The sequence below is a fragment of the Actinomadura sp. RB99 genome, from assembly GCF_014706005.1.
In the GTDB taxonomy this organism is placed as follows: domain Bacteria; phylum Actinomycetota; class Actinomycetes; order Streptosporangiales; family Streptosporangiaceae; genus Spirillospora.
The window spans coordinates 22,666-40,029 of record NZ_JABMCA010000005.1 but is presented as its reverse complement, the minus strand read 5'-3'; the positions used below and the strand labels follow the sequence as shown (position 1 = coordinate 40,029).

The following is a 17,364-nucleotide window of genomic DNA, read 5'->3' as shown; positions in this document are numbered from 1 at the left end:
AACGCCGGCCAGGTCTGCCATCAACGCCGTGTCGGCGAAATCTGCTCGTAGGCCGAGGATAGGGCCGGTGCGGCCCGGCAGGTGAACGTGCTACGGCGGCGTCAGCGGAGTGAGGCAGGGGTGCGGCCGAGCATGGTCCGGCTCGTCCGGGCGAGGTGGGCTTGGTCGGCGAAGCCGTTGGCGGCGGCGGGGGCGGCGACCGATGCGTGCGGTAGGGCGAAGACCGCGGTTTTCAAGCGGGCCCACTGGCGGAGCCGCACGAGCGGGATGCCGACGGCCGCTCGGACGAGTGTGCGCAGCCGAGACGCGGAGAGATCTACTTCGGCGGCTATGGCGGCCAGGGATTCGCCGGGGCAGGCGCGGAGGGCACGCACCACCCGCGGATCGAGTTCCGGACCCTGCCCGGTGAGGCCGGTGACCTCGACCATGCACGAGGCGTCAAGGAGGCGCCGGACGGTGCCGGCGTCCAGCGTGGTGGGGGCGAGAGCGGACGGCAGTAGCCAGGGGTCGACGAACAGGGCCGCGAAGCCGGAGTCCGTCGAGCAGGCATGGGCGTACTGGGGCGGCACGATCACACCGGGCGCGGTGATCGGACGGTCGCCGGACGGATGCACGGTCACCTGGCCGCCGAACGGCAAAACGATCTTGAAGGCCGGGTGCCGGTGCTCGGTGACGTGGAAGGGCCCGCCTTGGCTGAAGAGCGTGAGCCCGGGAGCAAGGAGGAGGCGGTCGTTTCGTTCAAGCCGTGCGTGCGGGGCCGGGAAGAGGGTTGATGCATGCATGCTCTCGCCGCCGGTGCACTGGCCGCCTTCCTGATCGTGGTCGGGGTCGCGCATTTCGTCGTTCCCGGATACTTCCGTTCGCTGGTCCCGTGCTGGCTCGGAGTTGCCAGCGCCATCATCGCACTGAGCGGTGCCGCGGAGATCGCCGTGGGCGGGCTCCTGCTCGTCTGCAGACAGGCGGGTGGATGGGCCTCCGCCGTATTGATCACCGCTTATCTACCGTCGCACCTCGACGCCCTGTGGCATGCCCGCCGCGACCGGCCCCGCCTGCTCGAACGACCCGTGGGAGTGGCCGCCCGGCTGGTGGTCAACGCCCTGTACATCGCATGGGCGATCGCGGTGGCCGCCGGGTGAACGGTCCACTACCTCACCCATCCGCCCATCAGACTTATGAGTGCTTCGAGCGGCCGTCCGGCTCGGAGGGAGAGACCGTCCGCCAGGACGACCGCTACCCCAGCCACACCCCGTCACGCATGATGACCCTGCCGCGCAGTTCTGGTTCCCCCCGCCAAGCGCGCACTGTCTTCGGCTCCACACGTACATATACAAAAGGGCCGTCCTCGGTGCGCGGATCCCATCCGAACTTGCCGGCGAACGCGTTCGCAGCGTCCTCGGGCACGTCCTGGTCTGGGAAGCACTCCGCCTCCCCCTGTAGAAGCACCACGTCGAAAGTGTCCGGCAGGGCCAGGCGCACACGCGGCTCCTCGCGGACGTTACGCACAGTCACAGCGGTCGCGCTGGTGCACATCCATACCGCTCGCCCATCCCACGAAAACCACAACGGCACCTGGTGCGGGCCGTGATCGGGGTGAGCTGTCGACACCCATATATCCCGCTCGGCAGCGAGCCGTTCCAAAGTGTGGCGCCTACGCTCCGGCACCTCGCGATGAGCGATTCCCGTTGATTGCATGAGGTCGACCCTAGTTAGAGCCGTTAAAAGCGCACATGAGTCGCTGGTCCTACTCCCAGCGACCGACGAAGCCCCAACCGGATCGAGGCGACCCGGCGGTGCGGCACCGACCTGGCCACCGCCCCCGCCGCACCAGTTCGCGCTCCCCGGTGTTGACGGATCTGCCGATCGTGGACGTTTGCGGGTGTCTACGGCGACAAGGCTCGGTCGGGTCGCTCCGCAGCCCGACCGAGCCTGTGAAAGATCGAGGCTAGCCTTCGGCTTGGGCCAGTACGTCGACGAGACGTTTGCGGACGACACCCAGCGCGGCGATCTTCCCCTCGACGTCGGTGAGCTTCCGGGCGATGACCCGCGCACTCGCGGGACAGAGGGGACCATCGGCGATGTTCTGATCGAGACAGGCCAGGAAGGCATGGACGTCGTTGGCGGTGAAACCGAGTGAGAGCAGCAGTTTGATGTTGCCCACCCGCCCGATCGACGTCTCGTCATACTCCCGGTAACCGTTCGGCAATCGCCGGGCCTGGAGCAAGCCCTGCTGTTCGTAATACCGGAGTGCGCGAATGGTGGTTCCTGCTTCGTTCGCCAGTTCTCCGATCAGCATTGCCCTATCTTCATCCAGCCGCGCTCAGCCCGCCGTCGACACGAATGATCGTACCGGTGAGGTAACCGGCCTCGGGGCGCGTCGCGTTCACGATCCACCAGGCGATCTCCTCCGGTCGAGCGATACGCCCGAGCGGGATCCGGGCCTGAAGCTCCTTGCCCGCCGCGGCGATCTGCTCGTCGGAGAAACCGGCATGGCTCAGCACCGGTGTCGCCGTTATCCCGGGGGCCACGGACAGAACACGAACTCCGCGCTGCGCGAGCTCGACAGCCCACGTGTGGGTCAGGAAATCCAGAGCCACCTTCGTCGATCCGTAGACCGAGTTGTTCGGCCAGCCATAGTGGGGCGGGTTGGACGTGACATTGACGATGGTGCCGCCGGCCTCCAGATGCGGCAGAGCATGTTGGGCGAGGAACACTGGAGCCAGAAGGTTCGTGGCGAGCTGCTCCTGGGCGACCTTCCGATCGATCGCACCGAGTGGAGCCGGACGAGTGATCGCCGCATTGTTGACCAGGACATCGATGCGGTCGAACGCCTCCAGCGTTGCGGCGACGATGTCGGCGGGCGCGTTCGGCTCGGCGACATCGGCAACGAACGTCCGGATGCGCGGATGGTCCCCGGCTGTCTCCGCCAAGCGTCCGGCAGTCCGGCCGACGATGAGAACCTCGGCGCCCCAGGCCGCGAACTGCCGCGCTGTCGCTCGACCGATCCCGGTGCCTCCACCGGTGACCAGCACTGCTCGGCCATGAAGGGTGTTCGTCTCTTCCACGCTCGAGACGCTAAACCCTGACCTCGGCGTCAAGGTCAAGGGCTGGGACGGTTTCGGACACTCAACCCGGTGAACTTTGGTGGTCAGCGCACGTAGCCGTGTCGATGCCGACGTTGATCGCAGCGCGCTGAGTGGCGTAGTCGCGGTCGAACTGCCCGGCGGCCAGGGCCCCACTCCAGGAACGAGCCGAAGGCCACCGGTCCGCGAGCCAGCCGTGATCTGCGTGAAGTCGCGGTGGTCACCTTTTCCGCGCACCAGCGGCGTGCTGGTGCGGCCGGGCCACGGTGGAGTCCACCGAGACATCCCGGATGATCAGCCCCTCGGCGAATCCGCCCTGTCGGCTCCGACCTGGACGATTGAGCCATGGTGGGGCGGCCGGGTCAGAGCCAGGCGCGTTCGCGGACCAGGGCCCATGACTGTTCGGCGGTGTTGTATCCCCGTGCGGTCCTGGCGATGTCGGCGCAGTCGGCGATGCGGAGGCGGCGGATGCGGTAGCGGATCTCGTCGATGCCGGCGGGGGCTGCTGACAGGGAGTCGACGCCGAGGCCGAGGAGTAGCGGAATGACCAGGGGGTGGGCGGCGGCGTCGCCGCAGACCGAGACGGTGCGGCCGTGGCGGTGGGCGGCCTGGACGACGCGGGCGATCGCGGTCAGCACGCGCGGATGGGCGGTCATCGCGGGTCCGGCGGCGGGGTCGCGGCGATCGAGGCCGAGGATCTGGCCGGTGAGGTCGTTGCTGCCGATGGAGATGAACGCGGCGGCCGCGGCCAGTTCGTGGACGCGTTCGACGGCCTGCGGCAGTTCGACCATGATGCCGAGCGGTGGCGGCGGGACGTCGACGGCCGCGGCGGCCTGGTGGAGCAGACGCCGGCAGGCGTTCAGCTCGGCGAGGTCGGCGACCATCGGGATCATGATGGTGAGGCCGGTGCCGGGGGGCGCGGCGGTGAGGATGGCGCGCAACTGCGCGCCGAAGGCGTCGGGGGCGGCGAGCATGTGCGGCATCGCCCGGCCGAGCCGTTCGGTGGCGTTCTGCGCGGCGAGGAAGGGCGGCAGCTTGTCGTCGGCGAAGTCGAGGGTGCGTACGGTCACCGGGCGTCCGGCGAGATCGGCGAGGACCGGCTTCAGGGCGCGGGCGTGCAGCGTCTGGGTCGGCCACCCGGGCGCGTCGAGGAAGGGCAACTCGGTGCGGAGCAGGCCGAAGCCGTCGGCGTTGACCTCGAGCGCCGCTCGCGCGTCGGCGGGGGTGGCGATGTTGGCCAGCAGCGTCACCGGGTGGCCGTCGGCGGTCCGCGCCGGCCGGTCGCGTTCGGAGAGGTAGGCCGCCCGCTCGTCGCGCAGGCGTGCCAGCCTGGCCAGCACCGCCTCGCGTTCCGACGGGGAGGGGTCGGGCCGCACGAGCCCGCACTCACCGTCGATGAGCAGTTCGACCCCGTCCTGGAGGTCCAGGACGGCGGGGTCGAGGCCGACGAGGAGGGGGATCGACAGGGACCGGGCGATGATGGCGGCGTGCGAGTTCGGGCCGCCGCTCACCGAGAGGGCGGCGGCGATCGGGGTCCGCGCGTCGAGCAGGTCGGCGGCGCCGATCTCTCGGGCGATGAGCACGAGGGGCCCGGCCGGGGTGTGCGCGGCGCGGCCGTCGAGCCAGGCGAGCGCGCGCCGGCCCACCTGCCGGACGTCGGCGGCGCGTTCGGCGAGGACCGGGTCGTCGAGGGCGGCGATCGCGTCGGCGTGCCGGTCGACGGCCTGCTCGATCGCCGCGGCCGCCGACGTGCCGTGCGAGGCGTGCCGGACGGCGTCCGCGAGGAGGTCGGGATCGGCGGCGATGTACCCGGTGACCTCCATGATGTCGGCGGCTTCGGGCTGTCCCCGGTGGCGCAGTTCCCGTGCGAGCCGCGCCAGGTCCGCCGCGACGGCCGCGAAGGCGTCGGTGACCAGCTGGACCGGGTCGCCCGCGGGGCGGCGCTGCGGCAGGTGCGCCTCGGCCGTCCGGTCGGTGCGGCGGGCGAGTCCGAGGGCGGCCCCGGGCTCGGCGACCGCACCGGTGAACGCCGCCGCCCGCGCCGTCACGGCCGCACCGCCTCGGCGAGGGCGCGGAAGACCAGGGCCAGGGAGGTGGCACCAGGGTCCTGGTGGCCCTCGCCGCGCGGGCCCAGATAGGAGGCGCGTCCCTTGCGGCCGATCATCGGGATGGTGGCGCGCATCCCGTCCTCGGCGGCGGCGGCAGCGGCCGCGGCGGTCTCGGCCAGGGTGTGGCCGGCGGCGACGGCCTTGGCGAAGGCGTCCACGGCGGGCAGATACGCGTCGATCATGGTCTTGTCGCCGGGACGGGCCGCGCCGAGCCGCTGGACGGCCTCCGCGCCCGAACGCAGGCCGTCCAGGATCTGGTCGGCCGTGGCGGTCGTCGTGGCGAGCTGCTTGCCGGCCGCGCGGAACGCCGAGCCGTACAGCGGCCCGGCCGCACCGCCGACGGTGGACATCAGGGTGGTCCCGGCGGTGACGAGCACCTCTCCGGGCGTGGTGAAGTCGCGGCCGTCGAGGGCGGCGATGACTGCGGCGAAGCCGCGCTGCATGTTGACGCCATGGTCGGCGTCGCCGATGGCCGAGTCGAGCTGGGTGAGCTGGTCGGCGTCGCGCTCGATCGCCGCGGCGATCCTGCGTACCCAGGCCAGGGCGGTGGCGCTGTCGAAGCCGCCGGAGGTTGTGTCCACGCTGATTCCTTGCTGTGGGCGCCGGTGCGGTGCCGCACCGGTGTGATCGGTCGGGCTGCGGGGTGGGGGCCACGGCGCGCCCGCGGGCGCGCGTGCCCCACCGGGTCACGGGTTCAGGGCCCCCAGCGCAGGGCGGGGGTGTTCACCGGGGCGTCCCACAGTTCCAGCATGCGGTCGTCGGCCTGGCAGACGGTGAAGGAGGCTCCGGCCATGTCGAGGCTGGTGACGTAGTTGCCGACGAGGTTGCGGGAGATGTGCACGCCGCGGTCGGCGAGCTGGGCCGCCACCTCGCCGTACAGCAGGTAGAGCTCGATCAGTGGAGTGCCGCCGAGGCCGTTGACCATCACGATGGTCCGCGCGTCGGGGCGCGCGGGCAGGTCGCCGAGGATCGCGTCGAGCGCGGCCGCGACGATCTCGCGGGCGGGTTGCAGCTTCTGCCTGCTGCGGCCCGGCTCCCCGTGGATCCCCACGCCCACTTCCATCTCGTCGTCGGGCAGCTCGAAGCCGGGTTTGCCCGCGCCGGGGGTGGTGCACGCGGTGAGCGCGACGGCGAAGGACCGGGTGGCCGCATTGACCTGGCGGCCGATGTCGCCGACGGCGGCGAGGCCGGCGTCCCGCTCGGCGAGGGCTCCGGCGATCTTCTCGACGAACAGGGTGGCGCCGGTGCCGCGCCGTCCCGCGGTCCAGGTCGAGTCCTGCACGGCCACATCGTCGTCGACGAGCACGGTCTGCACCTCGATGCCGTCGTCCTCGGCGAGTTCGGCGGCCAGCCGGAAGTTCATCACGTCGCCGGTGTAGTTCTTGACGACGAAGACGACCCCGCCGCCGCTGTCGGCCGCCTTGGCCGCGGCGTGCATCTGGTCGGGCACCGGGGAGGTGAAGACCTCCCCGGGGCAGGCGGCGTCGAGCATCCCGGTGCCGACGAAGCCGCCGTGCAGCGGCTCGTGGCCCGAGCCGCCACCGGAGATCAGCGCGACCTTGCCCGCGCGCGCCGGCTCGGCCCTGGTGATCACGCGGTTGACGGTGTCGACGCGGAGGGAGGGGTGCGCCGCCGCCATCCCGGCCAGGGCGTCGCCGAGGACGGTGTCGGGGCTGTTGAGGAACTTCTTCATGAGGTGAGTGCCTCGCTCTCGGCCTGCGCGGCCGCGGGACGTCCGGCGCGTGCGGCTTCAGGGGTTCGGTTGAGCACGGCCGTGTAGAGGAAACCGGCGACGACGGCGCCGACGATCTCGGCGGCCAGGTAGACGGGGAGCTGGCCCCAGTGGACGGTGGTCCCGCCGGCCGCGCCGACGAGCATCGGGCCGATCGTGCGGGCGGGGTTGATCGAGGCGCCGGTGGCGGGCGCGACCGGGATGATGATGGCGAAGACCGCCAGGCCGATGGCGACGCCGGCGAAGCCGCCGGGCGCGCGGTGGTCGATCGCGCCGAACACGACCAGGGCGAGCAGGAACGTCCCGATGGCCTCCGCGGTGAACGCCTGGCCGGCGCCGACGTCCTTGCCGTACTGGGCGATGCCGAGTCCCGCGTCGATCGCCTTGTCCCCGAGCACGCCGACGATGGCCGCGCTTCCGAGTACCGCGCCGACCACCTGGGCGACGAGGTAGCCGGGCACCTCGCGCCAGGGCGTCCTGCCGGTCGCGGCCAGGGCGAGCGTGACCGCCGGGTTGATGTGGCAGCCGGAGATGTGCCCGATCATGTGGACGGCGGCGACGACCGCGGTGGCGAAGGCCAGCGAGATCATGCCGAGCTGGGCCATGGTGAACGGCGCGTCGCCGCCCACGATGAGGGTGGCCGGCACCGAGCCGACACCGATGAACACGAGCATCGCCGTGCCGAGCATCTCGGCCAGCAGTCTTTGCGGGCGGCTGTTGTCTTCCATGGTCGCCGCCGGGGGGCGATGCCGCCCGGCGCCTCACCTCCTCGCAGGTGATTCCGAACAGCGTTCATCATTAGTGAACGCTGGTCGGAATCTAGATGTCCGGCGAGGGTGTGTCAAGGCTCACATCAGCGGCAGTGCGCACCGGCAGCGCGCACCAGCGGGGGCGCGCTCAGCTCGCGGCGCGGCGGAGTTGGCCGCGGCCCGCGCCCAGATCGCGGGACAGGTTGCGGGCGGTCTCCCGGACCGCCACGGCGAGCTCCTCGACCCGCGGCCCGGCCAGCAGCCGCTCGACCGGCCCCACCACGCCGATGGCGCCCGCGACCTGCCCTGACCGATCGAAGACGGGCGCCGCGATGGCCGCGTCCCCGAGCGTGGCCTCCTGCTCCTCCAACGCGTAGCCCCGCTGCCGGACGTCGGCGAGCTGCTCCGCCAGCCGCTCGGGCGAGGTGATGCTGGCACCGGTCAGTACCGCGAGATCGCCGCCCAGCAGCCGCGCCTCCACCGCCTCGGACTCGAACGCCACGATCGCCTTGCCCAGCGCGCAGGCGCTCCAGGGGACGCTCGCCCCCACCTCCAGGATCTGCACAGCTCCCTCAGGCCGGAAGGCATGGTGGACGACCAGGACGTGGTCGCCGGCCAGCACACCCACCCAGACCGCCTCCCCGGCCCGCGTGGCCAGCTGGTCGGCCCAGGTGAGCGAGCGCGTGCGCAGTTCGTGACCGTCCAGGTAGGCGTTACCGAGCAGCACCAGCCCCGGGCCGAGGGCGTAGCGGCTGGAGTCGGCGTCCTGCACCACCAGGCCTTCGGCCTCCAGCGTCCGCAGCATCGCGTGCACGGTCGGCTTGGCGACGCCCAGGCGCTCGGCCAGCTCCGTGACCCCGAGCCGCCGGCCGGCGCCCGCCAGCTCTCTCAGAATCCCCACGGCCCGTTGCACAGATTGGATCATCACTCACTCGCTGTTCGGTATTGCTGAACGACGTTCCGGAATCTACAGTCTCTGTTCATGCAGCAACCAGTTGGGATCGTACTCGTGTCGCACAGCCCCGACCTCGCCGACGGGCTGGCCGACCTCGTCCGCCAGGTCGCGCCGGACACGGTGCCCGTCCAGCCCGTCGGCGGAACCGATGACGGCCGGATCGGCACGAGCTATGAGAGGGTCCGCGAGGCGATCACCGCGGCCGACCGCGGGGCGGGGGTCGCGGTCCTGACCGATCTGGGCAGCTCGGTGCTCACCGCCCGGGCCGTCCTGGCCGACCACCCCGACCCTGCCGTGATCATGGTCGACGCGCCCTTCGTCGAGGGCGCCGTCGCCGCCGCCGTCCTGGCGGCCACGGCCGACCTGTCCGCCGTCGTCGCCGCCGCCGAGGAGGCCCGCCATGCCAGCAAGTTCTGACCCCGCCGCGACGATCGCCGCCGCCGACGTCGTCCTCCCGGCGAACCTGCACGCCCGGCCCGCCGGTCAGCTCGCCCAGGCCGCCGCGCGGTTCCGGTCCGCCGTGACCTTGCGGTACCAGGACCGCACCGCGAACGCCGCCGGCATTCTCGCCGTCCTCGGCCTCGGCGCCACCGCCGGCGCCACGATCACCCTCCACGCCGAGGGCCCAGACGCCGGACAAGCCGTCGAGGCCCTCACCAGGATCCTCGCCGAAGCCGAATAGGGCCCGTCCCCAGACCGAGGTCGGCGTCACCCTGCACACCGTCCAGTGCTCGACAAGCTCACCCATCCCCACCGGACCCGTTCCGATCGAGACGAATACTCACCAACGCATCAACCAGCGGAAGGAAAAACACTCGATCCGGACTCGTTCGCGGCCGGTGACACGTCCGTTAACGACACCTGCTCTTGCGGCGCGGGACTGGGCCCCGACGTCCTCGGCGGGTTACTCGCTTTCGGCCGCGCGTTCGAGGGCCTGCACGCGTTCCTCGACGGCGCGGGCGCGTTCGGTGGCGGCGCCGAGCTGCTCGCGCACGGCCGCGGCGTCCGCGCGCGCGTCCTCCAGCGCGCGCCGCAGCTCGTCCTCGACGGCCGCGCGGCCGCCGCGTTCGACCTCCAGCTCGGTGACGGCGGCGTCCGAGCAGGCAGCCGAGAAGCAGAAGAACGACGCGCTGAACGCCTACCGCGCCGCCAAGGCCGTCTACGAGGAGGTCGCCGGACGACTCACCGAGGCCGAGCTACTGAACGCGGCCTGGCTCGATGCGCAGTTGACCGCCGAACGCGACCGCGACCCTCGGCGGCGGTGAGGCGCGCGGCGGCGACCTTGGTCATCGCGGTCGGCGCGCGTGTCACGCGCCGACCGCTCGACATCGGCGGCGTGGTTCTCGGCGAGGCTCGCGGGGGTCTCGGCCTCGTCGGCACGGCGGCGCGCGGCCTGCGCGTCGGCTCGCGCCTGCTCGGCGTCGGCGAGGGCGCCGTCCAGCAGCCCCTTCAGCGCGTCGGCAGTTCTCCTCGGAGGTCTGGCGGGCCTGCTCGGCGCGGCCGGTTCCTTGCGCGCCTGGTCGGCGTCGGGGGCGTGCTCGCCGAGCGCGGTCACCACCAGCTCCAGCGACGCGGTCTCGCCGCGCAGGGTCCGCACCGGGCCGAGCTCGCAGTCTCGCGGCGCCGGGCGGCCTCGGCCTCGGCGCTGCGGTGGGGGCCACCGCAGAACCGGGCGTCGTGGCGCATGCCGCGCGGGGCTCGGCCGCACGGAAGCAGGGTGTCCGAACTCCTGGAAGGGGTGCTTGCGCGGGCGTCCAGGGGCGTCCACTTCCGGAATACACCTGCAGGCAGGAACCCGGCCCAGGTGGCGGCGGAACACTCGGGCGCCGGGTCGATGCCCGCGTCGTTGAGGATCTCCCAGACCGCGCAAGGCGCCACCTTGACGCCCAGCACCAGCAACTTGCCGTGCACGCGCCGTAGCCCCAATTAGGGTTCTCCCGCACCAAGCGCAGTACCGGCAACCGGATGGAGCGGGCGGTCGGTGGGCGACCTGGACGCTTGGGTTGGGATCGGGCGGCATGCCGGCCCGTAATCAGGGACGCTCCCCACTGCTCCGCGGGATCGCCGAGCCCTTCACGCACAGTCACTGAGGTGAAGGAGTTCTGCTGAACACAGTTGGGCTGGGGCAAGATCCGTGCCCCAGATCTGCCCCAGGAGCTGCGCCAAACTCGCACAGCACAGCTCGACGACGCTGTGACCTGCGGTAACCCCTCCGCGGGAACTTGCGACCTGTTCGGCGGAGGCTGGTGCGCGAAGAGGCATGCTCTCGGTGAGAGCATGCCTCTGAGCCGGGGTTTTGTGGGCGATACTGGGTTCGAACCAGTGACCTCTTCGGTGTGAAGCAGATCAGACAAGTCGATCTAGGTCCGTCCAAGTCGAACGGGGAGTCTCTGACCTGCAGAAACGTCCTGCCTAAGTCGCGGTGAGTCGGTGGAAGCCTGAAGGCGTTGGCTCCCGACACCGGCTCCCGAGGTGGCACGAAGAGCGCCCCCGGCTGGAAGAGTGGCAGCCTCCTCATCTAGGGCCTGTTTCTTGGATCAGGTGCGTAGCCAGATGAGCAGGACGGCGATGGTGATGGTGCCGGTGAGCAGGTAGCGGCGTTTGTCGAAGCGGTTCGCGACGGCCCGGAACTGCTTGAGGCGGTTGATGGCGCGTTCGACGGTGTTGCGTTGCTTGTAGCGCTCGGGGTCGAAGCCGGGTGGTCGTCCGCCGCGGCGTCCGCGGTCGCGGCGGTGCTGCCGCTGGTCGGCCGGCACGGGCATCGTGTGTCCGATCCCGCGTCGGCGCAGATACGCCCGGTTGGCGCGCGAGGAGTAGGCCGCGAGGAGTAGGCCCTGTCGGCCGGCACGTGGTCAGGACGGCGGCGTGGGCGGCCCGGCCCCAGCCGTGCGACACCGATGGCGTCCAGGGCCGCGATGAACTGCGGGCTGTCGCCCCACTGACCGGGAGTGACCAGGAAGGACAGGACCCGGCAGCGGCCGTCGGCGGCCAGATGGATCTTGGTGGACAGCCCGCCGCGGGAGCGTCCTGGTGCTTCGCCTGCCGGGCCACCTCCTCCAGCAGGGCCACCAACTCGCGCCATGACGGGTTGTCCTGGTTCGTCCCGGCGCCGTCCCCCTTTTCCAGTAGGGCGGGCGGCGGCCGGTGCGGGGCGCCGGCCGCGTGCTGGTGCGCCCGCTCGATCGTGGAATCGACCGACACCCGCCAATCGATGTCCCCGGCGGCATCGGCCCCGGCGCGCACCACCTGAAGCAGCCGCTCCCAGGTCCCGTCCGCCGACCAGCGCCGAAACCGCTTGTAGACGGTGATCCACTGCCCGAACTCCGGCGGCAGATCACGCCAGGGCACACCGGTCCGCACCCGATGACAGATCCCATTGATCACCTGCCGGTGATCGACCCACCGTCCACCCCGCCCGCCGGTCGGCGGCAGCAACGGCGCCAGCCGCTCCCACTGCGCATCGGTCAAGCCACCACGACCCATCAATCCACAGTGACCAAACCAACGCCCACCGTCAGCCCATCCAAGAAACAGGCCCTAACAGTGCTCGCCCGTCCAGCGGCGCCCTGATCAACGCCAGAAAGACGAAGCGTTCGGCGGCGGTATCGGAACCCCGGGAGAGCAGGCCACCGGCCCCTCGACCGCGTTCCGAGCCGCCGTCGCCTCTGCCCTAATTAGGTAAGGACGAACGACGCGCCGCGATTCCATTCTTGGTCGGGATTGTCATTGCAGCTCCAGAGGATCACCTGGGCGCCGTTCGCCTGGGGTTGTCCGATGCGGCCACCCGAAGGTCGGTCTCGGCCGAGGTGCCAAGTGCCTGCCACAACTATTCCTACAGCCTCGAGGGAAGGCGCTACCGACGCACCCTGAAGAGCGACATCATCCGACAGCGTGGTGACGCCTCCGAGCGGATCCAGCTCATTGAGGACCAGGACGGCAAGGGGACTACCCGTGCTTGCACGCTCATCCACCAGCAGGGCAAATACGCGCTCCTATTGTCCGTTTCGCAGGCCAGAGCATCCTTCCTAAGCACCGTCCGCCTCGATGTGATCAAGGAAGCCGGCGATCGCGCTGCAGCCGCCCTCAGGCAGTAAGCGTCCTGAACTCGTACCGCTCGATTATCGAGCTAGGTGGTTTAAGCTGGGGTAATGCGCCGTGATGGTGTCCGCTGATCACGCCCGTGACGACGGGGCTTCGCCGGATGGATCGCAGGTCGTTGAGTTCAGCCGGGTCCTGATGGGCCGGCATTCGGTATCTGGAGATCGTTGTCGGCGGGCTTGGCGTGGCCCTTGCTCATCCGGCTGATCGCGCGCAGGTAGCGTTCGCCCAGGACCGCGAGATGGTCGATGAGCCCGGGCGGGCCCGTGACCTCGAAGTCGAGTCCGAGCATGCCGATGTAGACCGCGATGGTCTCCAGGCTGTCGGCTCCCGTCACCAGGACGCACCGCTCGTCGCTGACCGACTCGACGACGCCGACGGTGGCGTTGATGCGCGACAGCACTTCCTGCGCGGAGGCGAACACGGTGATCCGGGCGTGCACCTTCCAGCCCGTCGAGGCGACGTCGCGTAGGACGAAGCCGGTGTAGTCGAGTCCGGGCAGCGGGGTCGGGGTGAACACGTGGCGGGTGGGCATGCGGGGGGTGATCCAGTCGACCCGGAACGCCGCCCAGGCGCCGGTCCGCGGATCACGGCCGACCAGGTACCAGCGGCGCGCCCAACTGACGAGCCGGTAGGGCTCCACGAGCTTGGGCCCGGACGTCGCCGCCGTGCCCGAGGGCAGCTCGCCCGGCCGGTCGTCGGGCCCGGGGTTGTACTCGAAGCGGAACCATTCGCGGTCGCGGACGGCCTCCGCGATCTGTGCCAGGACCGCCGCGTCGACCTCGGGGTCCTCGACGTTGGACCCGGTGTTGTGCGGCCCCTGCGAGGTGGACTGGTGGATCGCCGCCACCTGGCGGCGCAGCCGATGCGGCAGCACCTGCTCTAGTTTGGCCAGGGCACGGGCGCTGCTGTCCTGGATGCCGCTGATGCCGGTCGCGGCGCGCAACCCGATCGCGATGGCGACGGCCTCCTCGTCGTCCAGCAGCAGCGGCGGCAGCTTCGCTCCGGCGCCGAGCCGGTAGGAGCCGATCGTGCCGCGGGTGGCGTCCACGGGATAGCCGAGCTCGCGCAGCCGCGCGATGTCGGTACGGATGGTGCGGCCGCTCACGCCGAGGCGTTCGGCCAGTTCAGAACCCGGCCAGGACGGTCGCGACTGCAGCAGCGAGAGCAGGGCGAGGAGTCTCGCCGAAGTTTCCAGCATGATCTGCATGATGCCGCACCATTAGGAAGTAACTCTTCCTATATGGGTCCTACCGTGAGGGCATGACGACGACGAAGACCGCTTCCACCGAGATCCGCCCCTTCCGCGTAGAGATCCCGCAAGCCGAACTCGACGACCTCGCCCTGCGGCTGGCCAACACCCGGCTGCCCCGTCCCGCCGCCGTCGACAACTGGGACCTGGGCACGCCCAACGGCTACCTGCGCGAGACCGTCGACTACTGGCGCGACGGCTTCGACTGGCGGGAGCAGGAGGCGCGGATGAACCAGTTCCCGCACTACCTCACCGACATCGACGGCCAGACCGTCCATTTCGTCCACGTGCCCTCCGCCGAGCCGGACGCCACCCCCCTGCTGCTCGTCCACACCTACCCCGGCTCGTTCGTGGACTTCCTCGACATGATCGGCCCGCTCACCGACCCCGTCGCGCACGGCGGACAGGCCGAGGACGCGTTCTCCGTAGTCGTCCCCTCGATCCCCGGTTTCGGCTTCAGCACCCCGCTGTCCGGCGGGGACTGGACGATGGCGCGGGTCGCCCGCACCTTCGACGCACTCATGCGCCGGCTCGGCTACGAGAGCTACGGCTCGCACGGCAGCGACGGCGGCGCCATGGTCTCCAGGGAGCTCGGGCTGCTCGACCCGCCCGGATTTCTCGGCATGCACGTGCTGCAGCTGTTCTCCTTCCCCTCGGGCGACCCGGAGGAGTTCGCCGGCTTCGGGCCCAAGGAGTACGCGGCGCTGGAGCACATGCAGTGGTTCCAGTCGGTCGGCGGCTACAACGCGATCAACGCCTCCCGGCCGCAGACCGTCGCGGTCGGCATCGCGGACTCGCCCGTCGGCCAGCTGGCCTGGAGCGAGCTGTTCAACTCCTTCGGCAACGGCACGAGCCTGGTGACCCGCGACCAGATCCTCACCCAGGTCACCCTCTACTGGCTCACCAACACCCAGGCCACGGCGGGCCGCTACCACTACGCCGAGGCGCACTCCGGCGCCGAACCGGCCGTCAACACCGCGCCGACCGGCGTCGCGGTCTTCGCCGACGATTTCCAGACCATCCGCTCGCTCGCCGAGCGCGACAACACCAACATCGTGCACTGGAGCGAGTTCCCCACCGGCGGCCACTTCGCCTCCCTCGAGGTCCCCGACGTGGTGACCACCGACCTGCGCGCCTTCTTCGCGGCACCGCGAAAGGACTGAGCCGCCCTGCTGGACGCCATGGTCGCCCACCCGGTCGACGTCCACCACGGCGCCGCACAAGACGAGCCGTTCACCGCGCCAGGTGCGCCCTGGCAGGAGCGGCTGTGCGGACTGGCCCGGGCGACTCGCACGACCATCCTCGCCCACCGCGACGGCGGCCGCCTGATCGCCACCGTCGCCGACCCGGGCGAAAGCTGCCGCCGCCTTCGGCGACCTCATCACCGCACTGACCACCGCCGGAGCCCCCGCCGAAACGGCCACGCACGCCGGCGCACGTTCTGGTACCGCTGTTCCTCATACTCCGATGCCGCAAAAAGAGAACGCCCCCGTCGTGTGGCGGGGGCGTTGGCAGGTGAGAGCTCTGCGTAGGGGGCACCGCTTAAGCGCCTTGACGAGCCGGGCGCGGCGGACGTTGCGCGCCTCGGCCTGCCGCTCGCGCACGCGGTCGGCGATGATGACCCGACTGATGTCCATGCTGTACATGTCCCGCTCCTTGTCGATGTCGACCAACACGTCGGCGACGAGGTCGCGCCGGGAAGTTTCGGATATGGATTCGCCGGAAACTGCCAGGCGTCGATCTTGCGTTTCAGGTCGGCTGGGTCTGCGGCGACGGCCTCCGTGCCAGACTCGGCCATGCTGCCCGGTCCAACAGCTCATGGGTGCGGTACCAGGCGAGCTTCGTCCTCTGGCTCCTCACCAACCCAGAGGCACCCGCCTCGCTTCACACCTGGCCCATGTGGCTCGCGACACGTAACACTCCCGCGCCTCCTCAAAGCTCGGGGTGAGATCCTGGGGACTCTGACAGCCGCAAGCCGCTCACGACGACGCCGACCGTGATCAATCTCAGCGCCGACGGCTGTTCGCGGGTTCCTCGACTCCGGGATGGCCGACGGAGTCGAGGACTTCAGTGAGGTCTGCTGGGTCCACGTCGGGATTGATGCGGCGGACGAGGTCCGTGGTCAGTGTGCGGTGTTCGAAGACCTGCCTGACGTTGGCCGGGTCGAGGGGCACCTCGAAGTAGTGCGACGCATAGTCGCAGTAGGCCTGGGGAGTGCCGTCGGCCAGGAGGTGGAACAGCCAGGCCGAACCGGCTGGGTCTTCCTTGGTGGGGAGTTGATGTCGCCGCTCTGCCAGCACGGATCGTCGTGGCGGCGCCAGAGGCAGACCGTGGCCGCCAGGAAGGGACCTGAAACGCCATCGTTGCAGAAGGCCGGCTCGGTCACCTATGCCGCGAACTCCTCGGGGACCGCCTCCACCAGTCCTGGCCAGGTCCCGTCGCCCTCGTCGCCGTACGGGCTCATCGACGACTCGTGGTCGAACCCGCGGATGAAGGCGCCGAAGACCTCGTCCAGCGCGTACGTCCGTCCGGGTCCCTGCCGCCCCGCCTGACCATCACCCGTCCGCGCGGGAGCCCCGGCGGTGCACACTGACGGCATAGCCGCCGCCGCGGTAGTCGTCGCCGTCCCAGGTGGCGAAGCGCTGGTGGAAGCTCAGCCCGGCGGCTGCACACCAGGCGTCGTAGCTCGCCAGATCCACGGTCGGCGGCACCGGAAGGTGAGCGGCGTCCAGGCCGAACCCCGCGACGAGAAGCCCGCCCGGACGCAGGCTCTCGGCCAGTGCCCGGATCGCCGCGGGCTCGGTGCCTTGAGCCAGCAGGGGGATGACGTTGCCCGCGGCCACGACGAGATCGAAGGGATCGGCGTCCGGCGGCTCGAAGGTGGCCAGGTCGGCCCTGATCCAGGTCATCTCGGGAGCCATCCGGCGGGCCTCGGCCAGCATGGAGGCGTCCAGGTCCACTCCGACGCAGGCGTAACCGAGTTCGGCGAGCCGGATCGCGACCCGTCCGGTACCGGTGCCGGCGTCCAGCACTCGCGAACCGGGTGGGACCAGCGACGCGCACAGCCGCGCCTCGCCGTGCACGTCCGCCCCGGCGGCGACGAGGTCGGCGAACCGGGCGGCGTAGGCCGCCCCGGAACTCTCGCCGGCCAGATCGGACCAGCGGCTCATCGACGCCTCCTTCGCAGTGGCCGGGTAAGCCAGGGTATCCGGGCACATCCGAGGCTTCCGATCCACTGCAACGCCACCGGAAGGCCGGTTCCGGCAGGTGGTCGGCGGGCGTTTGCGCAGCCCAATGCCGCTGGACGTTTCCGTCGGCGCTTCTGAGAAAGATCTCTGCGTGTTTCGTCGCCCCCGTCGAGGGAGGACGGTCGGTGCCACGCCGGCGCAC

The 17,364-nt window shown here is 70.7% G+C and carries 19 protein-coding genes and 1 pseudogene; 5 read left to right on the top strand and 15 right to left on the bottom strand.

Annotated elements, in window-relative coordinates; translation table 11 throughout:
* Positions 1-101 precede the first annotated feature (101 nt).
* Entirely contained in the window at positions 102-782 is a 681-nt protein-coding gene (locus amrb99_RS49945) for an AraC family transcriptional regulator (RefSeq protein WP_206699830.1), read from the bottom strand.
* On the opposite strand from amrb99_RS49945, the gene amrb99_RS06590 reads away from it, so the two are divergent.
* Entirely contained in the window at positions 777-1,136 is a 360-nt protein-coding gene (locus amrb99_RS06590; RefSeq protein WP_190853572.1) for a hypothetical protein, read from the top strand. The genes amrb99_RS49945 and amrb99_RS06590 overlap by 6 nt on opposite strands.
* A gap of 806 nt (positions 1,137-1,942) precedes the next feature.
* Here the strand turns inward: amrb99_RS06590 and amrb99_RS06580 are convergent.
* From amrb99_RS06580 to amrb99_RS06550, 7 genes are all read right to left on the bottom strand, one after another.
* Positions 1,943-2,293 (bottom strand): MerR family transcriptional regulator, encoded by a 351-nt coding sequence (locus amrb99_RS06580; protein WP_190853569.1) that lies wholly within the window; start codon positions 2,291-2,293, stop codon positions 1,943-1,945.
* 10 nt (positions 2,294-2,303) lie between these two features.
* Positions 2,304-3,062, bottom strand: a complete 759-nt coding sequence (locus amrb99_RS06575) for an SDR family oxidoreductase (RefSeq protein ID WP_347256562.1) — start codon at positions 3,060-3,062, stop codon at positions 2,304-2,306.
* Positions 3,063-3,442: 380 nt separating this feature from the next.
* Positions 3,443-5,128: a putative PEP-binding protein gene (locus amrb99_RS52975; RefSeq protein WP_190853567.1), complete on the bottom strand. Its 1,686-nt coding sequence runs from the start codon at positions 5,126-5,128 to the stop codon at positions 3,443-3,445.
* Positions 5,125-5,769: a dihydroxyacetone kinase subunit DhaL gene (gene dhaL / locus amrb99_RS06565; protein WP_190853565.1), complete on the bottom strand. Its 645-nt coding sequence runs from the start codon at positions 5,767-5,769 to the stop codon at positions 5,125-5,127. The genes amrb99_RS52975 and dhaL overlap by 4 nt, the downstream gene beginning before the upstream one ends.
* A 113-nt stretch (positions 5,770-5,882) precedes the next feature.
* On the bottom strand, positions 5,883-6,881 hold the full coding sequence (gene dhaK, locus amrb99_RS06560) for a dihydroxyacetone kinase subunit DhaK (protein WP_190853563.1): 999 nt from the start codon (positions 6,879-6,881) through the stop codon (positions 5,883-5,885).
* Entirely contained in the window at positions 6,878-7,648 is a 771-nt protein-coding gene (locus amrb99_RS06555) for an aquaporin (RefSeq protein WP_190853561.1), read from the bottom strand. Before amrb99_RS06555 ends, dhaK begins: the two co-directional genes overlap by 4 nt.
* Positions 7,649-7,817: 169 nt before the next feature.
* On the bottom strand, positions 7,818-8,594 hold the full coding sequence (locus amrb99_RS06550) for an IclR family transcriptional regulator (protein ID WP_190853559.1): 777 nt from the start codon (positions 8,592-8,594) through the stop codon (positions 7,818-7,820).
* 57 nt (positions 8,595-8,651) lie between these two features.
* Here amrb99_RS06550 and dhaM point away from each other — a divergent pair, with 57 nt between their 5' ends.
* Positions 8,652-9,041, top strand: coding sequence for a dihydroxyacetone kinase phosphoryl donor subunit DhaM (dhaM, locus tag amrb99_RS06545; protein WP_190853557.1), 390 nt, complete (start codon positions 8,652-8,654; stop codon positions 9,039-9,041).
* Positions 9,025-9,306 carry an HPr family phosphocarrier protein gene (locus amrb99_RS06540; protein WP_190853555.1) on the top strand — a complete coding sequence of 94 codons (282 nt, stop codon included), beginning with the start codon at positions 9,025-9,027 and terminating at the stop codon, positions 9,304-9,306. The genes dhaM and amrb99_RS06540 overlap by 17 nt, the downstream gene beginning before the upstream one ends.
* Before the next feature lie 477 nt (positions 9,307-9,783).
* Here amrb99_RS06540 and amrb99_RS06535 read toward each other — a convergent pair whose 3' ends face one another.
* Both amrb99_RS06535 and amrb99_RS06530 read right to left on the bottom strand, forming a co-directional pair.
* Positions 9,784-10,221, bottom strand: coding sequence for a hypothetical protein (locus amrb99_RS06535; protein WP_190853553.1), 438 nt, complete (start codon positions 10,219-10,221; stop codon positions 9,784-9,786).
* Positions 10,222-11,161: 940 nt separating this feature from the next.
* Positions 11,162-12,107 (bottom strand): annotated as a pseudogene (locus amrb99_RS06530) (IS5 family transposase).
* Between the two features lie 227 nt (positions 12,108-12,334).
* On the opposite strand from amrb99_RS06530, the gene amrb99_RS06525 reads away from it, so the two are divergent.
* The gene (locus amrb99_RS06525; protein ID WP_190853550.1) at positions 12,335-12,718 is read left to right on the top strand and encodes a hypothetical protein; all 384 of its coding nucleotides are present in this window, start codon (positions 12,335-12,337) and stop codon (positions 12,716-12,718) included.
* 128 nt (positions 12,719-12,846) lie between these two features.
* On the opposite strand, the gene amrb99_RS06520 is transcribed toward amrb99_RS06525, so the two are convergent.
* Complete coding sequence (locus amrb99_RS06520) at positions 12,847-13,923, bottom strand: WYL domain-containing protein (protein ID WP_190853548.1); 1,077 nt, start codon at positions 13,921-13,923, stop codon at positions 12,847-12,849.
* A 62-nt stretch (positions 13,924-13,985) separates the two neighbouring features.
* Here amrb99_RS06520 and amrb99_RS06515 point away from each other — a divergent pair, with 62 nt between their 5' ends.
* Positions 13,986-15,137 carry an epoxide hydrolase family protein gene (locus tag amrb99_RS06515; RefSeq protein ID WP_190853546.1) on the top strand — a complete coding sequence of 384 codons (1,152 nt, stop codon included), beginning with the start codon at positions 13,986-13,988 and terminating at the stop codon, positions 15,135-15,137.
* A gap of 294 nt (positions 15,138-15,431) precedes the next feature.
* Here the strand turns inward: amrb99_RS06515 and amrb99_RS06505 are convergent, their stop codons facing one another.
* The 4 genes from amrb99_RS06505 to amrb99_RS06490 all read right to left on the bottom strand — a co-directional run bounded on the left by amrb99_RS06505 (position 15,432) and on the right by amrb99_RS06490 (position 17,144).
* On the bottom strand, positions 15,432-15,620 hold the full coding sequence (locus amrb99_RS06505) for a hypothetical protein (protein WP_190853999.1): 189 nt from the start codon (positions 15,618-15,620) through the stop codon (positions 15,432-15,434).
* A gap of 360 nt (positions 15,621-15,980) precedes the next feature.
* Positions 15,981-16,274 (bottom strand): hypothetical protein, encoded by a 294-nt coding sequence (locus amrb99_RS06500; RefSeq protein ID WP_190853542.1) that lies wholly within the window; start codon positions 16,272-16,274, stop codon positions 15,981-15,983.
* A gap of 86 nt (positions 16,275-16,360) precedes the next feature.
* Positions 16,361-16,564, bottom strand: a complete 204-nt coding sequence (locus amrb99_RS06495; protein ID WP_190853540.1) for a hypothetical protein — start codon at positions 16,562-16,564, stop codon at positions 16,361-16,363.
* Positions 16,530-17,144: a class I SAM-dependent methyltransferase gene (locus amrb99_RS06490; protein WP_190853537.1), complete on the bottom strand. Its 615-nt coding sequence runs from the start codon at positions 17,142-17,144 to the stop codon at positions 16,530-16,532. The genes amrb99_RS06495 and amrb99_RS06490 overlap by 35 nt, the downstream gene beginning before the upstream one ends.
* Between the last annotated feature and the right edge of the window lie 220 nt (positions 17,145-17,364).